General features: G+C 64.9%; 24 protein-coding genes. 15 read left to right on the top strand and 9 right to left on the bottom strand.

The features are described 5' to 3' along the window. Positions 1-7 precede the first annotated feature (7 nt). Genes AAC077_RS14140 through AAC077_RS14130 form a run of 3 tightly spaced genes read right to left on the bottom strand, consistent with a single transcriptional unit; the run spans position 8 to position 2,665 of the window. Positions 8-826, bottom strand: coding sequence for an ABC transporter permease (locus AAC077_RS14140; protein ID WP_339770679.1), 819 nt, complete (start codon positions 824-826; stop codon positions 8-10). After that, positions 819-1,586, bottom strand: a complete 768-nt coding sequence (locus AAC077_RS14135; RefSeq protein WP_339770677.1) for an ABC transporter ATP-binding protein — start codon at positions 1,584-1,586, stop codon at positions 819-821. The genes AAC077_RS14140 and AAC077_RS14135 overlap by 8 nt, the downstream gene beginning before the upstream one ends. A 59-nt stretch (positions 1,587-1,645) precedes the next feature. After that, a complete protein-coding gene (locus AAC077_RS14130) occupies positions 1,646-2,665 on the bottom strand; it encodes an ABC transporter substrate-binding protein (protein ID WP_339770675.1) in 1,020 nt (339 codons plus the stop codon). A 152-nt stretch (positions 2,666-2,817) separates the two neighbouring features. On the opposite strand from AAC077_RS14130, the gene AAC077_RS14125 reads away from it, so the two are divergent. After that, positions 2,818-3,246: a YqaA family protein gene (locus AAC077_RS14125; RefSeq protein ID WP_339770673.1), complete on the top strand. Its 429-nt coding sequence runs from the start codon at positions 2,818-2,820 to the stop codon at positions 3,244-3,246. Between the two features lie 77 nt (positions 3,247-3,323). Continuing rightward, positions 3,324-4,154 carry a phosphogluconate dehydrogenase C-terminal domain-containing protein gene (locus AAC077_RS14120; protein WP_339770671.1) on the top strand — a complete coding sequence of 277 codons (831 nt, stop codon included), beginning with the start codon at positions 3,324-3,326 and terminating at the stop codon, positions 4,152-4,154. A gap of 3 nt (positions 4,155-4,157) precedes the next feature. On the opposite strand, the gene nanR is transcribed toward AAC077_RS14120, so the two are convergent. Then, positions 4,158-4,865, bottom strand: a complete 708-nt coding sequence (nanR, locus tag AAC077_RS14115) for a transcriptional regulator NanR (protein WP_339770670.1) — start codon at positions 4,863-4,865, stop codon at positions 4,158-4,160. A gap of 48 nt (positions 4,866-4,913) precedes the next feature. Between nanR and AAC077_RS14110 the strand changes: the two genes are divergently transcribed. From AAC077_RS14110 to AAC077_RS14095, 4 genes are all read left to right on the top strand, one after another. Continuing rightward, positions 4,914-6,254 carry a four-carbon acid sugar kinase family protein gene (locus AAC077_RS14110; RefSeq protein WP_339770668.1) on the top strand — a complete coding sequence of 447 codons (1,341 nt, stop codon included), beginning with the start codon at positions 4,914-4,916 and terminating at the stop codon, positions 6,252-6,254. Continuing rightward, the gene (locus tag AAC077_RS14105) at positions 6,251-7,510 is read left to right on the top strand and encodes a ribulose-bisphosphate carboxylase large subunit family protein (protein WP_339770666.1); all 1,260 of its coding nucleotides are present in this window, start codon (positions 6,251-6,253) and stop codon (positions 7,508-7,510) included. Before AAC077_RS14110 ends, AAC077_RS14105 begins: the two co-directional genes overlap by 4 nt. A 79-nt stretch (positions 7,511-7,589) precedes the next feature. Further along, on the top strand, positions 7,590-8,528 hold the full coding sequence (locus tag AAC077_RS14100; RefSeq protein ID WP_339770664.1) for a 2-hydroxyacid dehydrogenase: 939 nt from the start codon (positions 7,590-7,592) through the stop codon (positions 8,526-8,528). Between the two features lie 147 nt (positions 8,529-8,675). After that, positions 8,676-9,236, top strand: coding sequence for a nuclear transport factor 2 family protein (locus AAC077_RS14095; protein ID WP_339770662.1), 561 nt, complete (start codon positions 8,676-8,678; stop codon positions 9,234-9,236). A gap of 47 nt (positions 9,237-9,283) precedes the next feature. Here AAC077_RS14095 and denD read toward each other — a convergent pair whose 3' ends face one another. The 3 genes from denD to AAC077_RS14080 are packed head-to-tail and all read right to left on the bottom strand — an operon-like array spanning position 9,284 to position 11,147. Beyond that, positions 9,284-10,249: a D-erythronate dehydrogenase gene (gene denD, locus AAC077_RS14090; RefSeq protein WP_339770660.1), complete on the bottom strand. Its 966-nt coding sequence runs from the start codon at positions 10,247-10,249 to the stop codon at positions 9,284-9,286. A gap of 59 nt (positions 10,250-10,308) precedes the next feature. Beyond that, the gene (locus AAC077_RS14085) at positions 10,309-10,905 is read right to left on the bottom strand and encodes a LysE family transporter (protein WP_339770658.1); all 597 of its coding nucleotides are present in this window, start codon (positions 10,903-10,905) and stop codon (positions 10,309-10,311) included. After that, positions 10,902-11,147, bottom strand: coding sequence for a hypothetical protein (locus tag AAC077_RS14080; protein WP_339770656.1), 246 nt, complete (start codon positions 11,145-11,147; stop codon positions 10,902-10,904). The genes AAC077_RS14085 and AAC077_RS14080 overlap by 4 nt, the downstream gene beginning before the upstream one ends. Before the next feature lie 112 nt (positions 11,148-11,259). On the opposite strand from AAC077_RS14080, the gene AAC077_RS14075 reads away from it, so the two are divergent. The 3 genes from AAC077_RS14075 to AAC077_RS14065 all read left to right on the top strand — a co-directional run bounded on the left by AAC077_RS14075 (position 11,260) and on the right by AAC077_RS14065 (position 13,521). Next, complete coding sequence (locus AAC077_RS14075; protein ID WP_339770654.1) at positions 11,260-12,018, top strand: SDR family oxidoreductase; 759 nt, start codon at positions 11,260-11,262, stop codon at positions 12,016-12,018. A gap of 25 nt (positions 12,019-12,043) precedes the next feature. Beyond that, positions 12,044-12,961, top strand: a complete 918-nt coding sequence (locus AAC077_RS14070) for an NAD(P)-dependent oxidoreductase (RefSeq protein ID WP_339770652.1) — start codon at positions 12,044-12,046, stop codon at positions 12,959-12,961. Between the two features lie 107 nt (positions 12,962-13,068). Next, positions 13,069-13,521, top strand: a complete 453-nt coding sequence (locus AAC077_RS14065; RefSeq protein WP_339770650.1) for a hypothetical protein — start codon at positions 13,069-13,071, stop codon at positions 13,519-13,521. A gap of 83 nt (positions 13,522-13,604) precedes the next feature. On the opposite strand, the gene AAC077_RS14060 is transcribed toward AAC077_RS14065, so the two are convergent. Next, positions 13,605-14,072 (bottom strand): hypothetical protein, encoded by a 468-nt coding sequence (locus AAC077_RS14060; protein ID WP_339770648.1) that lies wholly within the window; start codon positions 14,070-14,072, stop codon positions 13,605-13,607. Between the two features lie 89 nt (positions 14,073-14,161). Here AAC077_RS14060 and AAC077_RS14055 point away from each other — a divergent pair, with 89 nt between their 5' ends. The 6 genes from AAC077_RS14055 to AAC077_RS14030 all read left to right on the top strand — a co-directional run bounded on the left by AAC077_RS14055 (position 14,162) and on the right by AAC077_RS14030 (position 19,975). Continuing rightward, positions 14,162-14,893, top strand: coding sequence for an SDR family oxidoreductase (locus tag AAC077_RS14055; RefSeq protein WP_339770646.1), 732 nt, complete (start codon positions 14,162-14,164; stop codon positions 14,891-14,893). 62 nt (positions 14,894-14,955) lie between these two features. Continuing rightward, positions 14,956-15,855 carry an L-threonate dehydrogenase gene (gene ltnD, locus AAC077_RS14050; protein WP_339770644.1) on the top strand — a complete coding sequence of 300 codons (900 nt, stop codon included), beginning with the start codon at positions 14,956-14,958 and terminating at the stop codon, positions 15,853-15,855. Beyond that, entirely contained in the window at positions 15,852-17,099 is a 1,248-nt protein-coding gene (gene otnK, locus AAC077_RS14045; protein ID WP_339770642.1) for a 3-oxo-tetronate kinase, read from the top strand. The genes ltnD and otnK overlap by 4 nt, the downstream gene beginning before the upstream one ends. Then, entirely contained in the window at positions 17,096-17,743 is a 648-nt protein-coding gene (locus tag AAC077_RS14040; RefSeq protein WP_339770640.1) for an aldolase, read from the top strand. The genes otnK and AAC077_RS14040 overlap by 4 nt, the downstream gene beginning before the upstream one ends. A gap of 4 nt (positions 17,744-17,747) precedes the next feature. Next, entirely contained in the window at positions 17,748-19,238 is a 1,491-nt protein-coding gene (locus AAC077_RS14035; RefSeq protein WP_339770638.1) for an altronate dehydratase family protein, read from the top strand. Next, on the top strand, positions 19,238-19,975 hold the full coding sequence (locus AAC077_RS14030; protein ID WP_339770636.1) for a TIM barrel protein: 738 nt from the start codon (positions 19,238-19,240) through the stop codon (positions 19,973-19,975). The genes AAC077_RS14035 and AAC077_RS14030 overlap by 1 nt, the downstream gene beginning before the upstream one ends. A gap of 131 nt (positions 19,976-20,106) precedes the next feature. Here the strand turns inward: AAC077_RS14030 and AAC077_RS14025 are convergent, their stop codons facing one another. Beyond that, positions 20,107-20,979, bottom strand: coding sequence for a delta-class carbonic anhydrase (locus AAC077_RS14025; protein ID WP_339770635.1), 873 nt, complete (start codon positions 20,977-20,979; stop codon positions 20,107-20,109). Between the last annotated feature and the right edge of the window lie 87 nt (positions 20,980-21,066).

Below are 21,066 nucleotides of genomic sequence, written 5' to 3'. Positions count from 1 at the left end.
CTGCCTGTCACCCCCGCCACGCCAGCAGCCGTTTCTCGATCAACCCGATCACCATGCTCAGCGCTACACCCAGCACCGACAGGATCAGAACCCCCGCAAACAATCGCTCCAGATCGTAAAGCGACCCGGCCTCAAGGATATAGGCGCCGATCCCATATTCCGCGCCCAGCATTTCCGCAGCCACCAGCAGGATAATCGCAATCGCCAGTGAAATCCGCAGACCGGACAGGATACCCGGCATCGCCCCCGGCAACACGATCTTGCGCACGATGGACAGCCACGACAGGCCAAAGCTTTGGCCCATGCGGATCAGCGACCGGTCCACATTGTCCACCGCGCCATAGGTGGCGACGACCGTGGGGGTGAAGGTGCCGAACGCGATCAGCGCGTATTTTGATGTCTCGTCGATGCCGAACCAGATCACGAACAGCGGCAGCAGGGCGATCTTGGGGATCGGAAACAGCGCGGCGACCAGCGGCACCAGCCCCGCGCGCGCATAGGAAAACAGCCCGATCAGGATGCCGACGCCAATGCCCAAAGTGGCCCCCAGCGTGGCCCCAACAGCCAGACGGCTGAGCGAGGGGCCGAGGTGTTTGAAGAGCAGCCCGCTTTGCCACAGCTCGACAAATGTGGCGGCCACGTCCGACGGCTTCGGCAAAGTCAACGCCGAGATCCAGCCCGCCCGCGTGCCCCATTCCACCAACAGGATCAGTACCACGAACACGGCCACACCAACCCCGCGCCGGGCCGAGGGGGCAAAGCCGCCGCCGCGAAAGCGGACTTCGACGGCAGGTTGGGCGGTGTCGGGCGTGGTGGTGTCAGACATTCAAAAGCTCCGCATCGGCTGCGCGGGCTTCGTCGCGCATCAGGGTCCACAGGTGCTTTTGCACCGTTTCCAGTTCGGGGTCGGCATAGCCGCGCTGGTCCAGCGGTTTGTCAATCTCGACCACTTCGCAAATCTGCCCCGGACGGCGCGACAGCACGACGATCTTGTGACCCAGCCGCACCGCTTCGGCCAGGTTGTGGGTGACATAGACGGACGTGAACGGCTGGCGCATCCATAGCGCCACCAGATCATCCATCAGCAGCTCGCGGGTCTGGCTGTCCAGCGCCGACAGCGGCTCGTCCATCAGCATCACGGCGGGGTTCACCGCAAGCGCGCGGGCGATGGCGACGCGCTGTTTCATGCCGCCCGACAACTGCCGTGGCAAGGCCTGTGCAAAATCCGACAGCTTGGTGCGGGCCAGCACATCGCCGATGATCGCATCGGCCGCGCGGCCCCGAATGCCGTGATCTTCCAGCACCAGCGAGATGTTCCCATGCACGCTGCGCCACGGCAGCAGGGCAAAGTCCTGAAATACGTAAGTCAGCGGGTTCAGGCTGTCGGCAGGTGGCGCGCCGACCTGCAACACGCGGCCCTTGTCGGCCCGCTCCAGCCCGCCGATCAGGCGCAGCAGCGTGGACTTGCCACAGCCCGACGGGCCGACCAGACAGACGATCCGCCCCGCCGGAATGTCCAGAGAGATGTCGCGCAACACTTCGGTGTCGCCATAGCTGTGGCTGATCGCGTCCAGGCGGATGTCCATGGGGGCTGTCCTTGGGTAAAGGGATGCGGCGGGCCGGTGCGCCCGCCGCGCGGGGCCGGTCAGGCCTCGTAGGTTTCGACGTAGGATGTGTCGACGAACGTATCCAGCGTGATGCCCGCATCGACCAGACCTTCGGACTGGAACCACTCAAGCTGATCGCGCAGCGAGGCCACGTTCATCTTGGCCCCTTCGTTCAGGCGCATGGTGCCGTTGATGATCGACTTGGACGCCTTTTCGATGGGCTGGTCTTCGTAGACGTATTTGTGGATCAGATCGACCATCTCTTTCTCGCCTTCCGCGCCGCCGGTCTTTTCGATCATCGCAGCGTTATAGTCGGCCACACCTTTTGAGAAACCGTTCAGGAAGGCCTGCGTCTGGTCGCGCTGGTTGTCGGCGTTGTCGGTCGAGGTGAAGACCGTGGTGACCTGATAGTTCGGCAGGTAATCCGAGATGTTGCCGATGATGTGCACCGCACCCGAACCGGCCAGCGGTTTGGCGATATGGGGCACGATCGACCACGCGTCGATCTGGCCCGACTTCAGCGCACCGATGATCGCGCCGACCTTTTGCAAGGGCGTGAACGACATCTCGATGCCCTCGGCCTGTGCCACTTTGGACCCCATGTAGTGGAACGACGATCCGGCGGTGGAAATGCCGAACTTTTTGCCCGCAAGACCCGCAGGCGCGGTCAGCCCCGCCTGAAACGCCGCGTCCGAGGCCAGGATTTTCTGGCCGTCAATGCCCGGCTCTTCGGTCAGACCGCCGCCGATGACCTTGACCGCACCCTTGTCGGCCAGCGAGATCAGGCCGCCCGAGACGGCGGTGACGGCATAGTCCACGTCACCCGAGGCAATGGCCACCGCCATCGGCTGTGCCGCCTGGAAGAACCGCAGTTCGACATCAAGGCCCGCTTCGGCGAAATAGCCGCGTTCGACCGCGACAAAGCTGGCGGAATGCGAGGTGAAGCGCAGCGCGCCCACGACGATTTTCTTGTTCTGCGCGATGGCGGGGGCGGCAAGTCCGGTGGCGGCGGCTGCCCCGATCAGACCCAGTGTCTGGCGGCGGTTGAAGTTGATCATCGTATCCTCCCTGATGTGCATGATCTGTTTGATTGATATTGCAGTGATCCAAAGGGACGGGATTTTCAAGTGTTCAGGGCATATTACCCGCTATGCGGGCGGGGTGGGGGCGGCTATCAGGGGCGGACCCTTGGAGCCGCAGGCAGATTCACATGACCGCCTATCTTGTCCTGTTCGCATCCGCACTGGTGGCGGCGACCATCCTGCCGATGCAATCCGAGGCGGTTCTGGTGGGCCTGCTGGTGGCGGGCAACCAGCCTGTCGTGGCGCTGTTGCTGGTGGCGACGGTGGGCAATGTGCTGGGGTCTGTGATCAACTGGGTTCTGGGGCGCTATCTGTTGCGCTTCAGGGACCGGCGCTGGTTTCCCGCGTCGGACCGGCAACTGGACCGCGCGCAGGGGTGGTATCACCGCTATGGCCGCTGGTCGCTGCTGGGCAGTTGGCTGCCTTTGGTGGGTGATCCGCTGACCGTGGTGGCCGGCGTTATGCGCGAACCGTTCGCCACGTTTCTGGTGCTGGTCACGGTGGCCAAGGGCGCGCGCTATCTGGCGCTGGCGGCGCTGACGCTGGCGTGGGTGTAACCGGCGTGCTTGACTTCAACTTGTGAATATATCATCTCATCATACCAGTTGAGGGTTTGCACAAGAGGATCGAACAGATGGCACATAAACTGGCGTTGATGGGCGCAGGCGGCAAGATGGGCGTGCGCAGTGCGACGAACCTGTTGCAATCGGATTTTGACGTGGCGCATGTCGAGATTTCGGAAGCAGGCCGCGCGCGCCTGAAGGATGCCATCGGCGTCGACTGCGTGCCGGTCGAAGAGGCGCTGAAAGGGGCCGACGTTGTCCTGCTGGCGGTGCCTGATACAGCCATTCGCGCGGTGGCGGCGTCGATCATCGACATGGTGCCAGCGGGCGCGATGGTGGTCTGTCTGGACGCGGCGGGGCCGTTCGCGGGGCATCTGCCCAAGCGGGACGACGTGACCTATTTCGTGACCCACCCGTGCCATCCGCCGATCTACAACGACGAACAGACCGACGCGGGCCGCAAGGATTACTTTGGCGGGATTGCCGCGCAACAGGGCATTGTGAATGCGCTGATGCAGGGGCCGGAAGACCACTATGCCTTGGGCGAAAAAGTGGGCCGCGCGATCTATGCGCCCGTCGCGCGCAGTCACCGTGTGACGGTCGAGCAGATGGCGCTGCTGGAGCCGGGCCTGTCCGAAACCGTCTGCGCGTCGCTGCTGGACGTGATGCGCGAAGCGATGGACGAGGTGGTGCGGCGCGGCGTGCCGAAAGAGGCCGCACGCGATTTCCTGTTGGGGCATATGAACATTCTGGGCGCGGTGATCTTTGACGAGATCGACGGCGTGTTTTCGGATGCCTGCAACAAGGCGATCACATTCGGCAAGCCGATGCTGATGCGCGACGACTGGAAGCGGGTGTTCGAACCCGACGAAATCGCGGCCAGCATCCAGCGCATCACCTGAATGTCAGTCGCGCGGTTGCAATCCGGCAGAGCGGTCAAGGTGCGTGGCCATCAGTGCCACCGCCGCGTCGGCGTCACGTTCGGCGATGGCGGCGACGATCTGGCGGTGTTCGGACAGGGTGGTGTCCTCGTGACCCGACCAGCGCAGCAGGGTGCCGTGGTTGTGGAAAATCCATTTCAGCATGGCATCGGCCAGCGCCGTGATCACCGGATTGCCCGCAATCGCGATGATGCGCGCGTGAAAAGCGATGTCGGCGGCGACGAAATCCTCGGGCACATCACGGGCGGCGGCCTGCATGGCGATCAGGTGGTGCAGGGCGGTCAGGTCGTCGTCGGTCCGTTGCTGGGCTGCGACACGGACCAGACCCAGTTCGAACATGCGCCGCGCGTCTTTCAGGTGGCCCAGATTTTCGGGCGCGATGGACAGCAGCGTTTGCGCCATGCCGTCCAGTTGCGCCAGCGCGCTTTGCGGGGTGATCGCGTTGACGCGGCTGCGTTCGCCGTGGCTGACGGTGATCAGCCCCATGGTGTTCAGGGTCTGCAAGGCCTCGCGCACAACGGGCCGGCCCACGCCGAACCGGTCCATCAGCGCGCGTTCGGATGGCATCGGATCGCCGGGGGCAACGGCCCCTTGGACGATCATGGCGTGCAGACGGTCAAAGACTTCGTCCGAAAGCTTGCGGCGCGGGATCGGATCGGTGGGCGTGGACATGGCGGCTCCGGTGTTCTGGGTGCTCCAACTGGTATGATGAGATAAGCGATGATTGGTCAAGACTTGGATACACCGGTGCTGGCGTGGCTGGGCGATGATTTCACCGGTGCGGCGGCGGTGATGGAGGTGCTGGCCTTTGCCGGACTGCCGACCACGCTGTTCTTGCAGGTGCCCGATGCGGCGCGGCTGGCGCAGTTCTCCGACCTGCGGGGGATCGGCATTGCCAGCATGGCGCGCACGCGGTCGCCTGCGTGGATGGACGCGGAATTGCCTGCGTTATTCGACGCGCTGGACGCCACTGGGGCGGCGCTGGTGCAGTACAAGGTTTGCTCAACACTGGATTCCGCGCCGCATGTGGGCAGCATCGGACGGGCGATGGACATCGGGCAGGCGCGCTTTGGCGGCGCGGTTCCGGTGGTGGTCGCGGCCCCGCAGATGCGGCGGTATCAGGCGTTCGGGCAGTTGTTCGCAGGCACCGATGCGGGGGTGTTCCGGCTGGACCGGCATCCGGTGATGGCGCGCCATCCGGTGACGCCGATGGACGAGGCTGACGTGGCGCGGCACCTGGCGGCGCAGACCGATATGCCGCTGGGCTGTCTGGATCTGGAAGGGTTGCACGATGCGGGCCGCGCCGATGCGGCGCTGGTGGCGGGGCAGGGCGTGACGGTGGACATGATGGGCCCGGCGGACGAGGTCGCGGTGGGGCGGTTGTTGTGGGAAAACCGCGCGGCCAACCGCTTTGTGGTGGGATCGCAGGGGACGGCCTATGCGTTGGTCGCCTATTTTCGGTCGCGCGGGTGGTTGCCTGCGGCGGCACCCGTTTCAGGGTTGGGCCGCGTTGAACGGATGGCGGTGGTCAGCGGATCGGTTTCGCCCACCACGGCGGATCAGATTGCATGGGCCTGTGACAACGGGTTTGCCGGTGTGGCGTTCGATGTGCTGGCGGCCTGTGGCGACGGTTTGCAAGCGGCCGAGGACGCGGCGGTCAGCGCCGGGCTGGCGGCCTTGGACGCAGGGCAGGTGCCGTTGATCTATACGGCACGCGGGCCGGATGATCCGGCGGTTGCAGCCTTGCGTGCGGTGGCGGGGGCGGACCTGCCTGCGGTGAACGACCGCATTGGTGCTGCGCTGGGCCGTGTCTTGCGCGCTTTGATCGAACGGGGCGGGCTGGGCCGTGCCGTGGTGTCGGGCGGCGACACCTCGGGGCATGTGTGCAACGCCCTGGGCATTGACGCGCTGACGGCGGTGGCGCCGACCATTGCAGGGGCCGCGATTTGCCGTGCCCACGCGACGGGGCCGATGGACGGGCTGCATCTGGCGCTGAAGGGCGGGCAGATGGGCAGCCGCGACTATTTTGGATGGGTACGGGACGGAGGCGGCGCGCGATGACACGGTTGCAGGCAACATACGAGATTGAAAGCCCGGTGGGCGTGGCCCGCGCGGCCGAGGTGATCGCAGGGGAGCAGTCGACGGGGACGTTCATCCGGCTGGCCTCGGAAACCGACGACCTTCGCGCGCGCTCTGCCGCACGGGTCGAAGCGGTCGAGGTCACGGGATCATCGGACCATCCGGCCTTGCCCTGCCGGTTGAAGGCGGACCGCTACGAGCAGGGGCGCATCACGCTGAGCTGGCCGGTGGACACCTTTGGTCCGTCCTTGCCCAACATTCTGGCGACGGTGGCGGGCAACCTGTTTGAGCTGGCCGAAGTCTCGGCCATCCGGCTGCTGTCGCTGGACATCCCCGACAGCATCGCCGCCGCCTGTCCGGGGCCGCAGTTCGGGGTGGCGGGCACGCGGGCGCTGATGGGGGTAGCGACGGGGCCGATGATCGGCACCATCGTCAAGCCCAGCGTGGGTCTGAGTGCGGCCGAGACCGCCGCACTGGCCGGTGATCTGGCGCGGGCGGGCATTGATTTCATCAAGGACGACGAATTGCAGGGCAATGGCCCCGCCTGTCCCTTGGAAGACCGCGCGCGGCTGGTGATGCAGGCGCTGGACGATGCCGCGCAAGCGACGGGGCGTAAAGCGATGTATGCGTTCAACATCACCGACGAAATTACCGATATGTGGCGGCATCTTGAGATGCTGGAAGGCTTGGGCGCCACCTGTGCGATGGTGTCGCTGAATTCGATCGGGCTGGCGGGGCTGCGCGCGGTGCGCGACCGCTCGCCTCTGCCGATCCATGCGCATCGCAATGGCTGGGGGCTGTTGTCCCGCTCGCCCCACATCGGGATCGCGTATCCTGCGATGCAAAAGCTGTGGCGGCTGGCGGGGGCGGATCATTTGCATGTGAACGGGCTGGCCAGCAAGTTTACCGAACCCGACGATGTGGTGATCGAGGCCGCACGGGCGGTGCAGGCGCCGGTCTCGGACGGGCACGACCACGGGGCGTTGCCGGTGTTTTCGTCCGGTCAAACCGCGTGGCAGGTGGGGCCAAGTGCCGATGCGCTGGGCAACGATGATTTCCTGATTTGCGCAGGCGGTGGCATCATGAGCCACCCCGCAGGGCCTGCGGCAGGCATCACCAGTTTCCGGCAGGCGGCCGCAGCGCAGGCCGCAGGCGTGGACGTGCGGACCTATGCGGCGGACCATCCCGAACTGGCGGCGGCGCTGGATGCGTTCAAGGGGGCGGTGACGCGCGGCTGACGTTCCGGTGACGCACAGTTGACATGGGCGGGAAATGCCGCGACACGTTGGTATACCATTTTCTCAGGAGTTGCCCGCCATGTCCGCCACCCTTGCCATCGGCCCCTATACCGACGTCGAACGCGATGCCTTTGCCGCCACGCTAAAGCCCGCGTTTGTCGCCACGCCCGACGACCTGAACACGCTGGACGATGCGACCTGTGCTGCGGTCAAGGCGATCGCCTACAAGGGGCATCATGCCTTTGGCGGGGCCGAGATGGGCCGCTTTGCCAACCTGGGTCTGATTGCGAATTACGGCGTCGGCTATGACGCCATCGACGTGGACGCCGCCACCGCACGCGGGATCAAGGTGACGAACACGCCCGATGTGCTGAACGACGATGTGGCCGATCTGGCGATTGCCATGTGGCTGATGCAGGGCCGCGAAATGCGGCAGGCCGAGGTATGGGTGCGCGACGGGTCCTGGGGCGATAAGGGTCCGGTCCGGCTGAACCGCAAGGTCAGCGGCGGCACCGTCGGCATCATGGGGATGGGCCGCATCGGGCGCGACATTGCGGACCGTCTGGCGGCGTTCAAATGCGACATCCACTATCACGCGCGGTCCGAGAAAGAGACCCCCGGCTGGACCTATCACGCCGATCCGGTCGATCTGGCGCGGTCGGTGGATTTCCTGTTCGTCGCACTGGTCGGTGGCCCCGCGACCGAGAAATACGTCTCGAAAGAGGTGATCGCGGCGCTGGGCGACAAGGGTGTGATCATCAACATCTCGCGCGGCAGCACGATTGACGAAGAGGCGATGCTGGACGCGCTGGAAAGCGGCGCGCTGGCCGGGGCCGGGCTGGACGTGTTCGTGGGCGAGCCGGATCTGAACCCGCGCTTCCAGAAGCTGGACAACGTGGTGCTGCAACCGCATCAGGGGTCCGGCACGCACGAGACACGGGCGGCAATGGCCAAGCTGCAACGCGACAACGTGGCGGCGCATCTGGCGGGGCAGGAATTGCTGACGGCGGTGAACTAGAACCCATGCCTCCCCGGGTCAGGTTGAAGCCGGGGGCTCTGCCAGTTTGGCCTGACCTGCACAAACTACGTCCTGAAGCGCAATGGATCAGGGCGGCCCTGCGTGATTAGCCTGAGGTGAACAATGGCGTTTCAGGAGGGTTCGACGATGATTTCATCCGTTTACAAGGCATGGCAGCAGCGACAGTCAGGTGCGTCCGTCAACCTGCCGGTATCGTCGGCAAAGGGCATGACGCGCGCGGGGTTTCTGCGCTTGATGGCAACGGGCGCTGCGGGTGCCGCGCTGGGCGGGGTGGCTTCGGGTGGATTTGCGCAGGCCGCTGGCAACGCTGCACCGGTCACTGATCTGGACGGTGTTTATGACGCTTGGCAAAGCCGCTTTAACGCCGGTGATCTGGACGGGCTGATGGCGCTGTATGATACCGATGTCACCTACATCAATCCCGACGGTGTCGAGATCTCCGGCAGCGCCGACACCCGCACCGATTACGCGGCTCTTCTGGCGCTTAAGCCCAAGATCGACATCGGTGACCGCAAACACGTGGTCTACAAGGACATATCGTTGACCACCAATCATTGGTCGCTGGAACTGACCGATCCCGATGGCAAGCTGGTGAACCTGACCGGCGGGGGCATCGAGGTCGTTCGCAATTTCGCGGGCGCAGGCTGGCTGTTCATCATCGACGACGCCTCGCGCTCGGCAAGCTGAGGTGGTTTTGGCCCTGTCCGGCGATATGTCGGACAGGGCTGGCGCGCTTAAGCGGTGGGCTTATCGTCTTCCAGATAATACCGAATGTTGTCCTCGAAGGACGCATCCGCCTCAAGCCCCAGGCTTTCAGCCTTGTCGGCGTGGATGTCCCAGCGCCAGCCGGACACGATCGCCTGCACCTCGGGCTGCGCCTCCCAGCGGATCAGTTTGGCGGGCGCAGGTCCTGCCACGGCAGTCATCGCCGCAATCACCTGATCTATCGACCAGACCTTGCCCGGCATCTGCATCGCGCGGTTTTCGCCGATGGCGGCACCGTCCAGTTCGGCGGCTTTCACCAGATTGTCAGCGCATTTGCGCGGGCTAAGGTAGTAGTGCAGGAAATCGCCGTCGACGGGACAGATTGCCGTCTGACCGTTCAGCGGTTCGCGCAGGATCGACGACATGAACGACGACGCGGCGCGGTTGGGTTTGCCCGGGCGCACCGAGATGGTCGGCAGGCGGAAGGCGCGCCCGTCGATGAAACTTTTGCGCGAATAGTCATTGATCAGGATCTCGCCCATCGCCTTTTGCCCGCCGTAGGAGGTTTGCGGGTTGGGATAGCTGTGATCGCCCAGCGGGTTCTGCGCCTCGCCGCCATAGACGGCGATGGAGGACGTAAACACCACGACGGGCGCGGTGCCCAGTGTGCGGCAGCGTTCCAGCACGTTGTAGGTGCCAAAAAGGTTGATTTGCATCCCTGCGTCAAAATCCTCTTCGGCGTGGGCCGATACGATGGCGGCCAGCAGGTAGATCACGTCGGTGTCTTTGCTCACGACCTGTGCCACCGACGCCGCATCTGCGATGTCGCAGCGGGTGGTCTCAACGGGGAAAGGTGCATCGACGGGGGCGGGATCGACCACATCGGCCAGTGTCAGGCGGCTGATCGCCGTGCCGCGCAGGGTGCCCTTGGCGGCCAGAGCCTTGGCCAGTTTCTGCCCGACGACACCGCCGCCGCCTATAATCAGAATATTCATCTCTCTCCCTTTTCGTGGTCAGTCGTCTGCGGCAACGCGTTGCCGGGGTTGGGTTCGGGTCATCTCGTGTCGCCCGCGATCAGGGCCAGCGCCACGACGCCCAGCATGGCGGCGGCCATCGCATAGTTGATGCGCCGCTGGGCGGTGTCGGACAGGTTCAAACGGTGCAGGCTGGCCCCGGCCCACAGCCAGCCCAGATGGATCGGTATCCAGAAAGCGTTGACGATCAGCAGCTTGGTCACGGTTTCGAACACCAGGCTGTCGGGGGCATAGGGGAAGCCTGCGAAGAGGGTGGTGTTGACGGCATAGGCCTTGGGGTTGATCGCCTGCAACAGGATGCCCGCACCGATCCCCGGTGCGGTGGCGGCAGCGACAAAAGCGACCTTGCTGCCGGCAAAGGCGATGCGCGCGGCCAGATACAAAAGGTACAGGATCGACGCCCCCATCAGCACCCAGCGCACCACCGGTTCGGCCAGGATCACCGCCGCCAGCCCCGAGATCACGCCAAAGGCCACGATGTTGGTGCCGATGAGCAGCCCCGTCAGATACCGCAGCCCGGCGCGAAACCCATGCCCCGCACCAACGCCGGCAGTGGACAGCACGCCCGGGCCGGGTGTGATCAGCAGGAAGAACACCGCTGCGGCAAACAGGATCATGCGCCGAACACCAGTTGCACCTTCATCGCCTGAGAACGGTCACCGGCAAGGGTGTGGTCGAACGCGGCCAGCGGAACGCGGCGGATCAGCGGGCCGCGCTCGCTTTGTGCGCAGGTCCCGCAAGGACGCGCTGGCAACAGGGCGACCGGATCGCGCCCCTGCACCCCGGGGCCGGGCGTTTCGGCGGGCACCTCGGCCAGCCGCAGGTCGCGGGCGGCGTGGGCGAACAGGGCATGGGGCATCGCGGGCCTTTCGGTGGTTCTTGCAACCGGAGTGGAATGGTATACCATTTCATCAAATGCGGATTCAGGCGGGGTGTCAATGGCACCTGCACGCCTTTTGAGGAGGGGAAATATGGAACTGTTCGATCTGGGCGGGCGCACGGCGCTGGTCACCGGCGCGTCGATGGGCATCGGGGCGGCGCTGGCGCGGGGGCTGGCCGAGGCAGGCGCACGCGTGGTGCTGAATGCGCGCAATGCGGACCGGCTGGAGGACGCGGCGCAAGGGCTGCGGGACGCAGGGCACGCGGTGGACACGCTGGCCTTTGACGTGACGGATGCCGACGCGGTGCGCGCGGCGGTTGACGGCTATGCAGCGCATCGGCCCATCGACATTTTGATCAACAACGCAGGGATGCAGCATCGCGGCCCGCTGGAGGAATTCGAGGTCGAAGCGTTCGACCGGCTGATGCGCACCAACGTCAATTCGGCGTTTTACGTGGGCCAGGCCACGGCGCGGCACATGATCGCCCAAGGCCACGGGCGGATCATCAACATCGCCTCGGTTCAGACGGCGCTGGCCCGTCCGGGCATCGCGCCCTACACCGCGTCCAAGGGCGCGATTGCCAATCTGACCAAAGGCATGGCGACCGACTGGGCGCGACACGGGCTGAACTGCAACGCCATCGCGCCCGGCTATTTCGAAACGCCGCTGAACGCGGCACTGGTGGCCGATCCTGCCTTCACCGAATGGCTGGAAAAACGCACCCCCGCAGGCCGCTGGGGGCGGGTCGACGAGCTGGTGGGGGCGGCGGTGTTCCTGTCGTCGAAAGCGTCCAGTTTCGTGAACGGGCAGACCATTTTCGTCGACGGCGGGATCACCGCCAGTCTTTAGACAAGAGCTTTGGGAGGAGCATCGCATGAGCAAGAGCATTATCGGTTTCATCGGCGTCGGTTTCATGGGGCATGGCATGGCCAAGAACCTGCTGCAAAAGGGCTATCCCTTGTGGGTCAAGGGCAACCGCAACCGCGCGCCGGTGGACGATCTGGTGGGCATGGGCGCGCAAGAGGCGGCGACGGCGCGTGAACTGGCGCAGAATTGCGATGTGATCCATCTGTGCCTGTCCAACTCGGAACAGGTCGAAGCGGTGTTTCGCGGACCCGACGGCATTCTGGCAGGCGCGCGGGCGGGGTTGATCGTGATCGACACCACCACGGCGGACCCGACCTCGACCGCCGTTCTGGCGGATGAACTGGCGCAGGCGGGCGGCACGCTGGTGGACGCACCGCTGGGCCGGACCCCGAAAGAGGCCGAAGCCGGCACGCTGGACGCGATGGTGGGCTGTGATGATGCGACATTCGACCGGATCAGGCCGGTGCTGGAGTGTTGGGCGGGCAACATCACCCACGTCGGCGACAGTGGCGCGGGGCACAAGATGAAGCTGCTGATGAACTTTATCTCGATGGGCTATGCATCGCTTTATGCCGAGGCGACGGTGCTGGGGGCCAGTGTCGGCATTCCGCCCGCCAAGGTGCGCGAGGTCATCGGGTCATCGCGGCTGACCAACGGGTTTTTCGAGACCTTCATGACCTATGCGGTCGACCGCGAAGAGGTGCACAAGTTCACCATCGCGAACGCGGCCAAGGACCTGCGCTATGTCAACGCGATGGCGGATGGTGCGGGGATCATGACGGTGATGGCAGCGGCGGCGAAACAGTATTTCGCCCATGTCGAGGCCAGCGGCAACGGGCAGGATTACGTGCCCAAGATCACCGACCATGTGGCGGCGCTGAACGGGATGGACATGGAAGAAGAGGCGAAGAAGGGGCGGGGGTGAGCGTCTACAAAGGTCGCTTGTGACGTGCCGCTCTGTTTCGGGCTTGTGAGCAGATTTTGCCCGATGTATCCACTTCGGGCGCTTGGCGCAGAAACAGGAAATATAGGTTGAACAACATGTTACTGAGAAATTTGTGCTTTGCCCTTTGTGCCGTCGGACTTGTCGCGTGCGGTACATCAACCGGTCAGGACACGCCCGCAGCCGCCCCGAAAACCCAACCTTTCTCGCCAGAGCTTTACAAGAGCAAAGGCTTTAAAGAGCTCACCTACAAAGCCTCTGGAAAAACCTACACGCTTTTTGCGCAGCAAAAAGCCAAAGGGAATCTCGGGTTGGACAAGGTTCTGACCTATGTGAGCAAGGGCAAGGCCTTTACCGCGACAACCGCTGATGACACCGAAGTTCAGAACATGGTCCGCGATGCTTACAGAGCGTTGAACCTGTGTCCGGAAAACCTGCACCCTGGGCTTGTCAATTTTGGCTATGGCCCGTTCATGGCGGGCGATGTGCCGATGTGGAACATTTACCTTAAATGTACTGACAAGCTGCAAAGCAACGTCTGACCTGGACGGCAACCGCGCCCAAGAGCATATGACCGTAGACCAAGCCGCCGGTTGTCCCGGCGGCTTTTTCGTGGCTACGTGGATCAGTCCGACGCCGGATCGGCAGAATGCGTGCGTGCGAACAGGCGCACGTATGTCAGGGCAGTGGCGCGCGACAGGCAGCGTTCCTTTTGCAGAGCGATCTGCGGGCCATCAAGGTCCGAGGCCGCCTTGGCCAGTGCCTCGATACGGTCGCATTGTACCATGCCGCCGATCACATCGTATTTCGCCTCGATCCGCGCGACGGTGGTGCCGGTGTCATCGGGCAGGGATTGCATACGCTTGCCGATGGCAGCGCCCCATTGCGCGCGGGTTTCGGCAAAGCAGGCGGTGCTGACAGCGGGCGTTTCGGGGGCGTTGTCCATGCAGGCGGCGTCCGACGCCTCGATGCACAGGGCAGGGTCGGTGCCGTCGTTGACGGCGGCAGCCAGGCAGGCCTCGGCCCCGGCCACCTGCGCCGCAAGCGGGTGGCCAAAGGCGGCAAGTGCTGCCGCGCATAGGATAAGTTTCATCGGTGTTGCCTTTGCTGTGCATTCTTCTTGCAAATGGTATACCAAGTTGACAACTTGCGGCAAGCATTGCGCAGAACGGGAGAGAGACCATGCCATCCATTATCATCACCGGTGCCGGCAGCGGCGTGGGACGCGCCACGGCCCGGGCCTTTATCGACGCGGGCTGGGACGTGGGGCTGGTGGGGCGCCGTGTGGCCGCACTGGAGGACACCGCAGGCGACAGCGGTGCGCTGGTGCTGCCCTGTGACGTGACCGACGAAGACGCGGTGGACGCGGCGTTTGGCAAGGCGGCACAACGCTGGGGGCGGCTGGACGCGCTGTTCAACAACGCGGGCGTATCGCTGGGCGGTGCGCCGCTGGATGAGCTGAAGGTCGCGGACATTCGCAACCTGCTGGATGTGAACATCATGGGCGCGTTCATCGCGGCGCGCGCGGCTTTTGGCCTGATGCGCAAACAGGACCCGCAGGGCGGGCGCATCATCAACAACGGATCGGTCAGCGCCTATGTGCCGCGCTGGGGCTCGGCGCCCTATACGGCGTCGAAACATGCGGTGACCGGGCTGACGCGGACCATTTCGCTGGACGGGCGGGCGTTCAACATTGCCTGCGGGCAGATCGACATCGGCAACGCGCTGACCGACATGGCCGCGAAGATGACCAAGGGCGTGCCGCAGGCCGACGGATCGAACGCGATCGAGCCGGTGATGGATGTGGCCAACGTGGCGTCGTCGGTGCTGCATATGGCCAGCCTGCCGCTGGATGCGAATGTGCAGTTCATGACCGTGATGGCGACGGCGATGCCCTACATCGGGCGCGGCTGATCCCAATGGGCCGCCTGTGTCGGCGGCGGCCCCCAATGTGAAATCGAACAAGGAGGTGTCGGATGACACAAGGGACAGTGGCCATTTTCGGGCTTGGCGCGATGGGCGGCGGTATGGCGCGGGCGCTGCTGCGTGCCGGTCTGGTGACGCACGGGTTTGATGTGAACCCTGACGCCGTGGCGCGGTTTCGCGCGGCGGGTGGGGCGGATGGCACGCTGGAAGCGGTGGCCGACACGCTGGACGCGGTTGTGGTGGTCGTGGTGAATGCGGCGCAGACCGAGGACGTGTTGTTCGGGGCCAATGGCATTGCCGACAAGCTGGCGGCAGGGACGGCTGTGGTGGCCTGCGCCACGGTGCCGCCCGCCTTTGCACGCGACATGGCGGCGCGCTGTGCGGCACTGGGGTTGGAATATCTGGACGCGCCGGTGTCGGGCGGGACGATCCGCGCTGCCGACGGAACCTTGTCCATTCTGGCGTCGGGATCTGCGGCGGCCTTTGACCGCGCGCGGCCTGCGCTGGATGCGATGGCGGAAAAGGTGTTCGAGCTGGGCGATCAGGTGGGCGCGGGATCGTCGATGAAGGCGGTGAACCAGATGCTGGTGGGCATCCACATCGCCGCCATGGCCGAGGCGATGACATTCGGCATGACCCAAGGGGTTGATCCCGATCAGTTTCTTGAGGTGATTTCGCAATGTGCCGGCACGTCCTGGGCGCTGGAAAGCCGCGGGCCGCATGTGCGTGACGGGGATTACACGCCGCTGAGCGCGGTGGACATCTGGCCCAAGGATCTGGGGATTGTCATGGACATTGCCAAATCGGCCAAATTCGGCGCGCCGATCACGGCGGCGGCGTTGCAGCAGTGGTTGGCGGCGTCGGGGTCGGGTCTGGGCCGCGAGGATGACGCGGCGGTGGCCAAGGTTTACGCCCGCAACGCCGGGATCACCCTGCCGGGGGACGCATGAGCACGATACTGGGCGCGATTGCCGACGATTTCACCGGGGCCACCGATCTGGCCGGATTGCTGGCGCGCAGCGGGGCGCGGGTGTCCTTGCGCATCGGCGTGCCCGAGGGGCCGGTGCAGGATGCCGCGCCGTTTGAGGTGATCGCGCTGAAGATCCGCACGGTCCCGGTGGCCGAGGCTGTGGCGCAGGCGCGCAGCGCGCAAACGTGGCTGGCGCAGGCGGGGGCAGGGCGGTTTTTCTGGAAATATTGCTCGACCTTTGACAGCACGGCACAGGGCAACATCGGCCCCGTGGCCGAGGCGTTGATGCAGGCAACAGGGGCGCGGCAGACGATCTATTGTCCGGCCTTCCCTGAAAACGGGCGTACGATTTTCATGGGCAACCTGTTCGTGGGGCAGGTGCCGTTGGCCGAAAGCCCGATGAAAGACCACCCGCTGACCCCGATGCGCGACAGCAATCTGATGCGGTTGCTGGCCCCGCAGGTGACGCGGGACGTGGGGCTGGTCGACCGTTTGACGGTGGCGCGCGGGGCGGATGCGCTGCGCGATGCCTTGGCGCTGGCCGCGCCGCATGTGGTGGTGGATGCGGTGGCCGACAGCGATCTGTATGTGATCGCGGAAGCCTGCCGCGATGCGGTTCTGATGACCGGCGGCAGTGCCGTGGCGATGCCCTTGCCCGATCTCTACCGTGCGGCGGGGCTGTTGCAGGATGGCGGCGCGGCGGCTGCGTGGCGTGCGGCGGACGGGCCTGCGCTGGTGCTGTCGGGGTCGTGCTCGGCCATGACACAGGCGCAGGTGGCGCGTTATGCGGCTGCCAACCCCAGCTATCAGTTGGACCCATTGGTGCTGGTGCGCGACGGGGTGCAGCCGGTGTTGGACTGGTTGGCGGCGCAATCGGGCGCGCCGATGGTTTACGCCACGGCGGCCCCCGAGGTGGTGCGGGCGGCGCAGGACAAGCTGGGACGTGACAAGGCCGGTGCCGTGGTCGAGGATGCCTTGGGCCAGATCGCCATTGCCGCACGCGATGCCGACACGCGGCGGTTCGTGGTGGCGGGCGGTGAAAGCGCGGGCGCCGTGACGCAGGCGCTGGGCGTCACGCGGCTGGACATCGGCCCCGAGATTGCCCCCGGCGTGCCGTGGTGTGCGGCGGTCAGTGGCGGGCATGACGTGGCGCTGGCGTTGAAATCGGGGAATTTCGGCACGGAAGATTTCTTTGCCACCGCATTGGGGACACTGGACACATGAGCGCCGAGGCCGACCTGCGCGAGCTGATCTGTACGCTGGCGAAATCGCTATATGATCGGGGGCTTACGGGCGGCTCGTCGGGCAACATCTCGGCGCGCACGGGCGATGGCGGGTTGTTGGTGACGCCCACGGGGTCCAGCTTTGGCCGCCTGGACCCTGCGCGGCTGTCGCTGTTCGACAGCACTGGCGCCCATGTGGGCGGTGACAAGCCGACCAAGGAAATGCCCCTGCATTCCGCGTTCTACGAGACACGCAGCACGGCGGGGGCGGTGGTGCATCTGCATTCGTGCCATGCGGTGGCTTTGTCGATGCTGGACGGCGTGGACCCCGACAATTTCCTGCCGCCGCTGACGCCCTATGCGATCATGAAACTGGGCAAGGTCAAGCTGCTGCCCGTGTTCCTGCCCGGTGATCCGGCAATGGGCGACGCGGTGCGCGGGCTGGCGGGGAAACGGTCGGCGGTGATGCTGGCCAACCACGGGCCGGTGGTGGCGGGTCGCGATGTCGAGGCGGCCTGTTATGCCATCGAGGAACTGGAAGACACCGCGCGGCTGGCGCTGTTGACGCACGGGCTGCCGCGCCGTCCGCTGAGCGATGCGCAGATCAACGATGTCGTCACCCGCTTTGACGTGGATTGGGAGTGAGACCATGAAGACTGTTCGACTGTCTGCCGACGACAATGTCGTCACCGCCACCCAGCCGTTGCAAGTGGGCGACGAGGGGGCGACCATGCTGATCCCGCGCGGCCACAAGATGGCGACGCAGCCGATTGCCAAGGGTGAAGCGGTGCGCAAATACGCCAACCTGATCGGCTATGCCGCCGAAGACATTGCCCAAGGGGCGCATGTGCACACGCACAACCTGGAGTTTCGCGCGGTCGATACCGAATATGAATTTGGCACCAACCTGCGCCCCGTGGCCCCGGCGACCACGCAAGACACGTTTCAGGGCTATCACCGCGCCAGTGGCCGCGTTGGCACGCGCAACTATATCGCGGTGCTGACGTCGGTGAACTGCTCGGCCACCGCCGCGCGCCAGATCGCGGCGCATTTCACGCCGGACAAGCTGGCGGATTATCCCAATGTCGACGGGGTTGTGGCGTTTGTGCATGGCACCGGCTGCGCGATGGGCGGTGATGGCACGGGCTTCGAGGTGTTGCAGCGCACGCTGTGGGGCTATGCGCGCAATCCCAATGTGGGCGGGGTGCTGCTGGCGGGGCTGGGCTGCGAGATGATGCAGATCGACTGGTTGATCGAGGCTTACGGGCTGACGCCGGGACCGCTGTTCCAGACGATGAACATTCAGGAGGTGGGCGGGCTGCGCCGCTGTGTCGAGCTGGGGGTCAGCAAGATCACCGCGATGCTGCCCGAGGTGAACAAGGCGACGCGCGCACCTGCGCCTGCGTCGGAACTTATGGTGGCGCTGCAATGTGGCGGGTCGGACGCGTGGTCCGGCGTAACCGCGAACCCCGCCGTCGGCCATGCCTGCGATCTGCTGGTGGCGCAGGGCGGCACCGGCGTGCTGGCCGAAACGCCCGAGGTTTACGGCGCCGAACACCTGCTGACCGCGCGCGCGCATGACCGCGCCACAGGCGACAAGCTGATCGACCTGATCCACTGGTGGGAGGACTACACAGCCCGCAACCGTGGCTCGATGGACAACAACCCCAGCCCCGGCAACAAGGCGGGCGGGCTGACCACCATCCTTGAAAAATCGCTGGGGGCGGTGGCCAAGGGCGGCACGACACCGTTGATGGGCGTCTATAAATACGCCGAACCCGTCACGGCGCGCGGGTTCACGTTCATGGACAGCCCCGGATACGACCCCGCGTCGGTCACCGGCCAGATTGCCAGCGGCTGCACGTTGGTGTGTTTCACCACCGGTCGCGGCTCGGCCTTTGGCGCGAAACCGTCGCCGTCGATGAAGGTGGCGACCAATTCGGAAATGTACAGTCGCCTACACGAAGACATGGACGTGAACGCAGGCACCATCCTGTCCGAAGGCCGCAGCGTCGAGGAGGTGGGGCGCGAGATTTACCAGATGTGGTTGCGCATGGCCTCGGGCGAGGTCAGCAAATCCGAGGCGCAGGGCCTGGGCGATTATGAATTTGTGCCCTGGCAGATCGGGGCGGTGATGTGATGCGGTTTTCGGCGAACCTGGGCTTTCTGTGGACCGAGTTGTCACTGCCCGATGCGATCCGCGCGGCGAAGTCGGCGGGGTTTCAGGCGGTGGAATGCCACTGGCCTTATGATGTCCCTGCGCAGGATGTGGCGGATGCGCTGCACGAAACGGGCCTGCCGATGCTGGGTCTGAACACAACGCGCGGCGACCCGGGCGAAAACGGGCTGTCGGCGCTGCCCGGTCGCGGCGCAGATGCCCGCGCGGCGGTGGATCAGGCGCTGGCCTATGCCGCGGCCACCGATACGGGGGCCGTGCATGTGATGGCCGGTTTCGCGCAAGGTGCTGCGGCCCATGCGGCCTTTGTCGACACGCTGCGCTATGCTTGTGACAGGTCGGACGGGCGCACGATTTTGATCGAGCCGCTGAACCACTATGACGCGCCGGATTATTTCCTGCGCACGACAACGCAGGCCGAAGCGATCATTGCCGAAGTGGGCGCGCCGAACCTGAAACTGATGTTCGACTGCTACCACGTGCAACTGATGGAAGGCGACGTGACCCACCGGCTGGAACGGCTGCTGCCGCTGATTGGGCATGTGCAGGTGGCATCGGTCCCTGATCGCGGCGCGCCGGACCATGGAGAGTTGCATTACGGTCATGTGTGGGACGTGCTGGCGCGGCTGGGCTGGGATGCGCCCGTGGGGGCCGAGTACAAGCCGAACGGGCCGACAGAGCCGACACTGGGCTGGATGTGATGGCGGCTAAGGCGCGCTTGTAGACGCCATGTCGTCTGCAAGCACACAGCCTGACCCCCGAAAGCGCCTGCGTCGGGCAACCTTTGACCAAGCAGGCAGGCCGCCACCCTGCACGGGCCGCGGCCAACTGATCACTGACCGATCTGCGCCAGCAAGTCGGGGTTGGTCACCAGATTGCGCACCCCGTGTGCGTGGTCTTCGTCGAACGCGTTGTGCCCCAGCCATTTGTCGACCGAGTTGATGTCGACGCGGGCCACCTTGGGATGCACGCTCCACGTCACCTCGAAGGGCGATCCGGTCTCGTTATAGCCCGGTCCCGTGGTCGAGCCTGCGTAGACCACTGGCGTGCCGGTGTCGGTGGGGATGTTGGGGGCCTGATACAGCCCGTTCACGGTTTCAACGTCGGCCAGTTTGGTGAAATCCAGCGCGCTCGGATCGTTCACCAGAACGAACACCTGTGCCTCGACGCGCAGTTGCGGGTTGCTGATCGCATCGCTTAGACAGGTGCCAAGGGTCGGGCCCGGCTTGGCCTGCGCGGTGGAATAGACAAAATGCGCCTCGATGGTGTCGCCGGGTTTCAGCGCGCCGTGTTCGGTTTTGCCCACGGGATGGTCCAGCGGTTTCAGCTCGGCCTTGGTCAGCTTGCCATCGTATTGATAGCCGGTGTCATAGCCGTGCCCGTCGCCGTTGCCCGCATAGTGGGTAAATTCGCCGCCGCGGTGTTCGGCGTTTTCGTGAAAGTGGATGTCGCACAGGTTCATCTGGGTATAGGCCGGTGCCGTGCCAAAGGCGCGGTGGTTGCTGCCCGCTGCCACGTCAATGTCGCGCGGCGCCTGCGGGCCAAAGCCTGCACCGTTGGTGTTCCTGGCCAATGCAGCGCGTTGCTGGGCGATGATGTCGTCGGACACGGCGGCGTGTACAGCGCCGGCTGCCATTGCAAAGCTGTTCAATGCAAGCAGCGCGGCAGTGGCTGTGGCCAACACCGGGAGGGTTCTTTTGATCATGATGATTTCCAATACTTTTTACGGTGATGCAGTTCCGTGGAAGGTAGGGGCGGTTGTGAATGAACCCCAGGGACTGCATCTTTCTCA

This window comes from uncultured Pseudosulfitobacter sp. (assembly GCF_963976325.1).
Lineage (GTDB): Bacteria > Pseudomonadota > Alphaproteobacteria > Rhodobacterales > Rhodobacteraceae > Pseudosulfitobacter.
This window is presented reverse-complemented; position numbering and strand designations above follow the sequence as displayed.

What these genes read in the sequence shown, in the direction of transcription:
- AAC077_RS14100 (WP_339770664.1), top strand. Translation starts at nt 7,590, where the DNA reads ATGTCCGCCACCCTTGCCATCGGCCCCTATACCGACGTCGAACGCGAT.
- AAC077_RS14110 (WP_339770668.1), top strand. Translation starts at nt 4,914, where the DNA reads ATGATTGGTCAAGACTTGGATACACCGGTGCTGGCGTGGCTGGGCGAT.
- AAC077_RS14095 (WP_339770662.1), top strand. Translation starts at nt 8,676, where the DNA reads ATGATTTCATCCGTTTACAAGGCATGGCAGCAGCGACAGTCAGGTGCG.
- AAC077_RS14035 (WP_339770638.1), top strand. Translation starts at nt 17,748, where the DNA reads ATGAAGACTGTTCGACTGTCTGCCGACGACAATGTCGTCACCGCCACC.
- AAC077_RS14060 (WP_339770648.1), bottom strand. Translation starts at nt 14,072, where the DNA reads ATGAAACTTATCCTATGCGCGGCAGCACTTGCCGCCTTTGGCCACCCG.
- otnK (WP_339770642.1), top strand. Translation starts at nt 15,852, where the DNA reads ATGAGCACGATACTGGGCGCGATTGCCGACGATTTCACCGGGGCCACC.
- nanR (WP_339770670.1), bottom strand. Translation starts at nt 4,865, where the DNA reads ATGTCCACGCCCACCGATCCGATCCCGCGCCGCAAGCTTTCGGACGAA.
- AAC077_RS14040 (WP_339770640.1), top strand. Translation starts at nt 17,096, where the DNA reads ATGAGCGCCGAGGCCGACCTGCGCGAGCTGATCTGTACGCTGGCGAAA.
- denD (WP_339770660.1), bottom strand. Translation starts at nt 10,249, where the DNA reads ATGAATATTCTGATTATAGGCGGCGGCGGTGTCGTCGGGCAGAAACTG.
- AAC077_RS14055 (WP_339770646.1), top strand. Translation starts at nt 14,162, where the DNA reads ATGCCATCCATTATCATCACCGGTGCCGGCAGCGGCGTGGGACGCGCC.
- AAC077_RS14130 (WP_339770675.1), bottom strand. Translation starts at nt 2,665, where the DNA reads ATGATCAACTTCAACCGCCGCCAGACACTGGGTCTGATCGGGGCAGCC.
- AAC077_RS14105 (WP_339770666.1), top strand. Translation starts at nt 6,251, where the DNA reads ATGACACGGTTGCAGGCAACATACGAGATTGAAAGCCCGGTGGGCGTG.
- AAC077_RS14140 (WP_339770679.1), bottom strand. Translation starts at nt 826, where the DNA reads ATGTCTGACACCACCACGCCCGACACCGCCCAACCTGCCGTCGAAGTC.
- AAC077_RS14030 (WP_339770636.1), top strand. Translation starts at nt 19,238, where the DNA reads ATGCGGTTTTCGGCGAACCTGGGCTTTCTGTGGACCGAGTTGTCACTG.
- ltnD (WP_339770644.1), top strand. Translation starts at nt 14,956, where the DNA reads ATGACACAAGGGACAGTGGCCATTTTCGGGCTTGGCGCGATGGGCGGC.
- AAC077_RS14125 (WP_339770673.1), top strand. Translation starts at nt 2,818, where the DNA reads ATGACCGCCTATCTTGTCCTGTTCGCATCCGCACTGGTGGCGGCGACC.
- AAC077_RS14135 (WP_339770677.1), bottom strand. Translation starts at nt 1,586, where the DNA reads ATGGACATCCGCCTGGACGCGATCAGCCACAGCTATGGCGACACCGAA.
- AAC077_RS14120 (WP_339770671.1), top strand. Translation starts at nt 3,324, where the DNA reads ATGGCACATAAACTGGCGTTGATGGGCGCAGGCGGCAAGATGGGCGTG.
- AAC077_RS14075 (WP_339770654.1), top strand. Translation starts at nt 11,260, where the DNA reads ATGGAACTGTTCGATCTGGGCGGGCGCACGGCGCTGGTCACCGGCGCG.
- AAC077_RS14025 (WP_339770635.1), bottom strand. Translation starts at nt 20,979, where the DNA reads ATGATCAAAAGAACCCTCCCGGTGTTGGCCACAGCCACTGCCGCGCTG.
- AAC077_RS14080 (WP_339770656.1), bottom strand. Translation starts at nt 11,147, where the DNA reads ATGCCCCATGCCCTGTTCGCCCACGCCGCCCGCGACCTGCGGCTGGCC.
- AAC077_RS14085 (WP_339770658.1), bottom strand. Translation starts at nt 10,905, where the DNA reads ATGATCCTGTTTGCCGCAGCGGTGTTCTTCCTGCTGATCACACCCGGC.
- AAC077_RS14070 (WP_339770652.1), top strand. Translation starts at nt 12,044, where the DNA reads ATGAGCAAGAGCATTATCGGTTTCATCGGCGTCGGTTTCATGGGGCAT.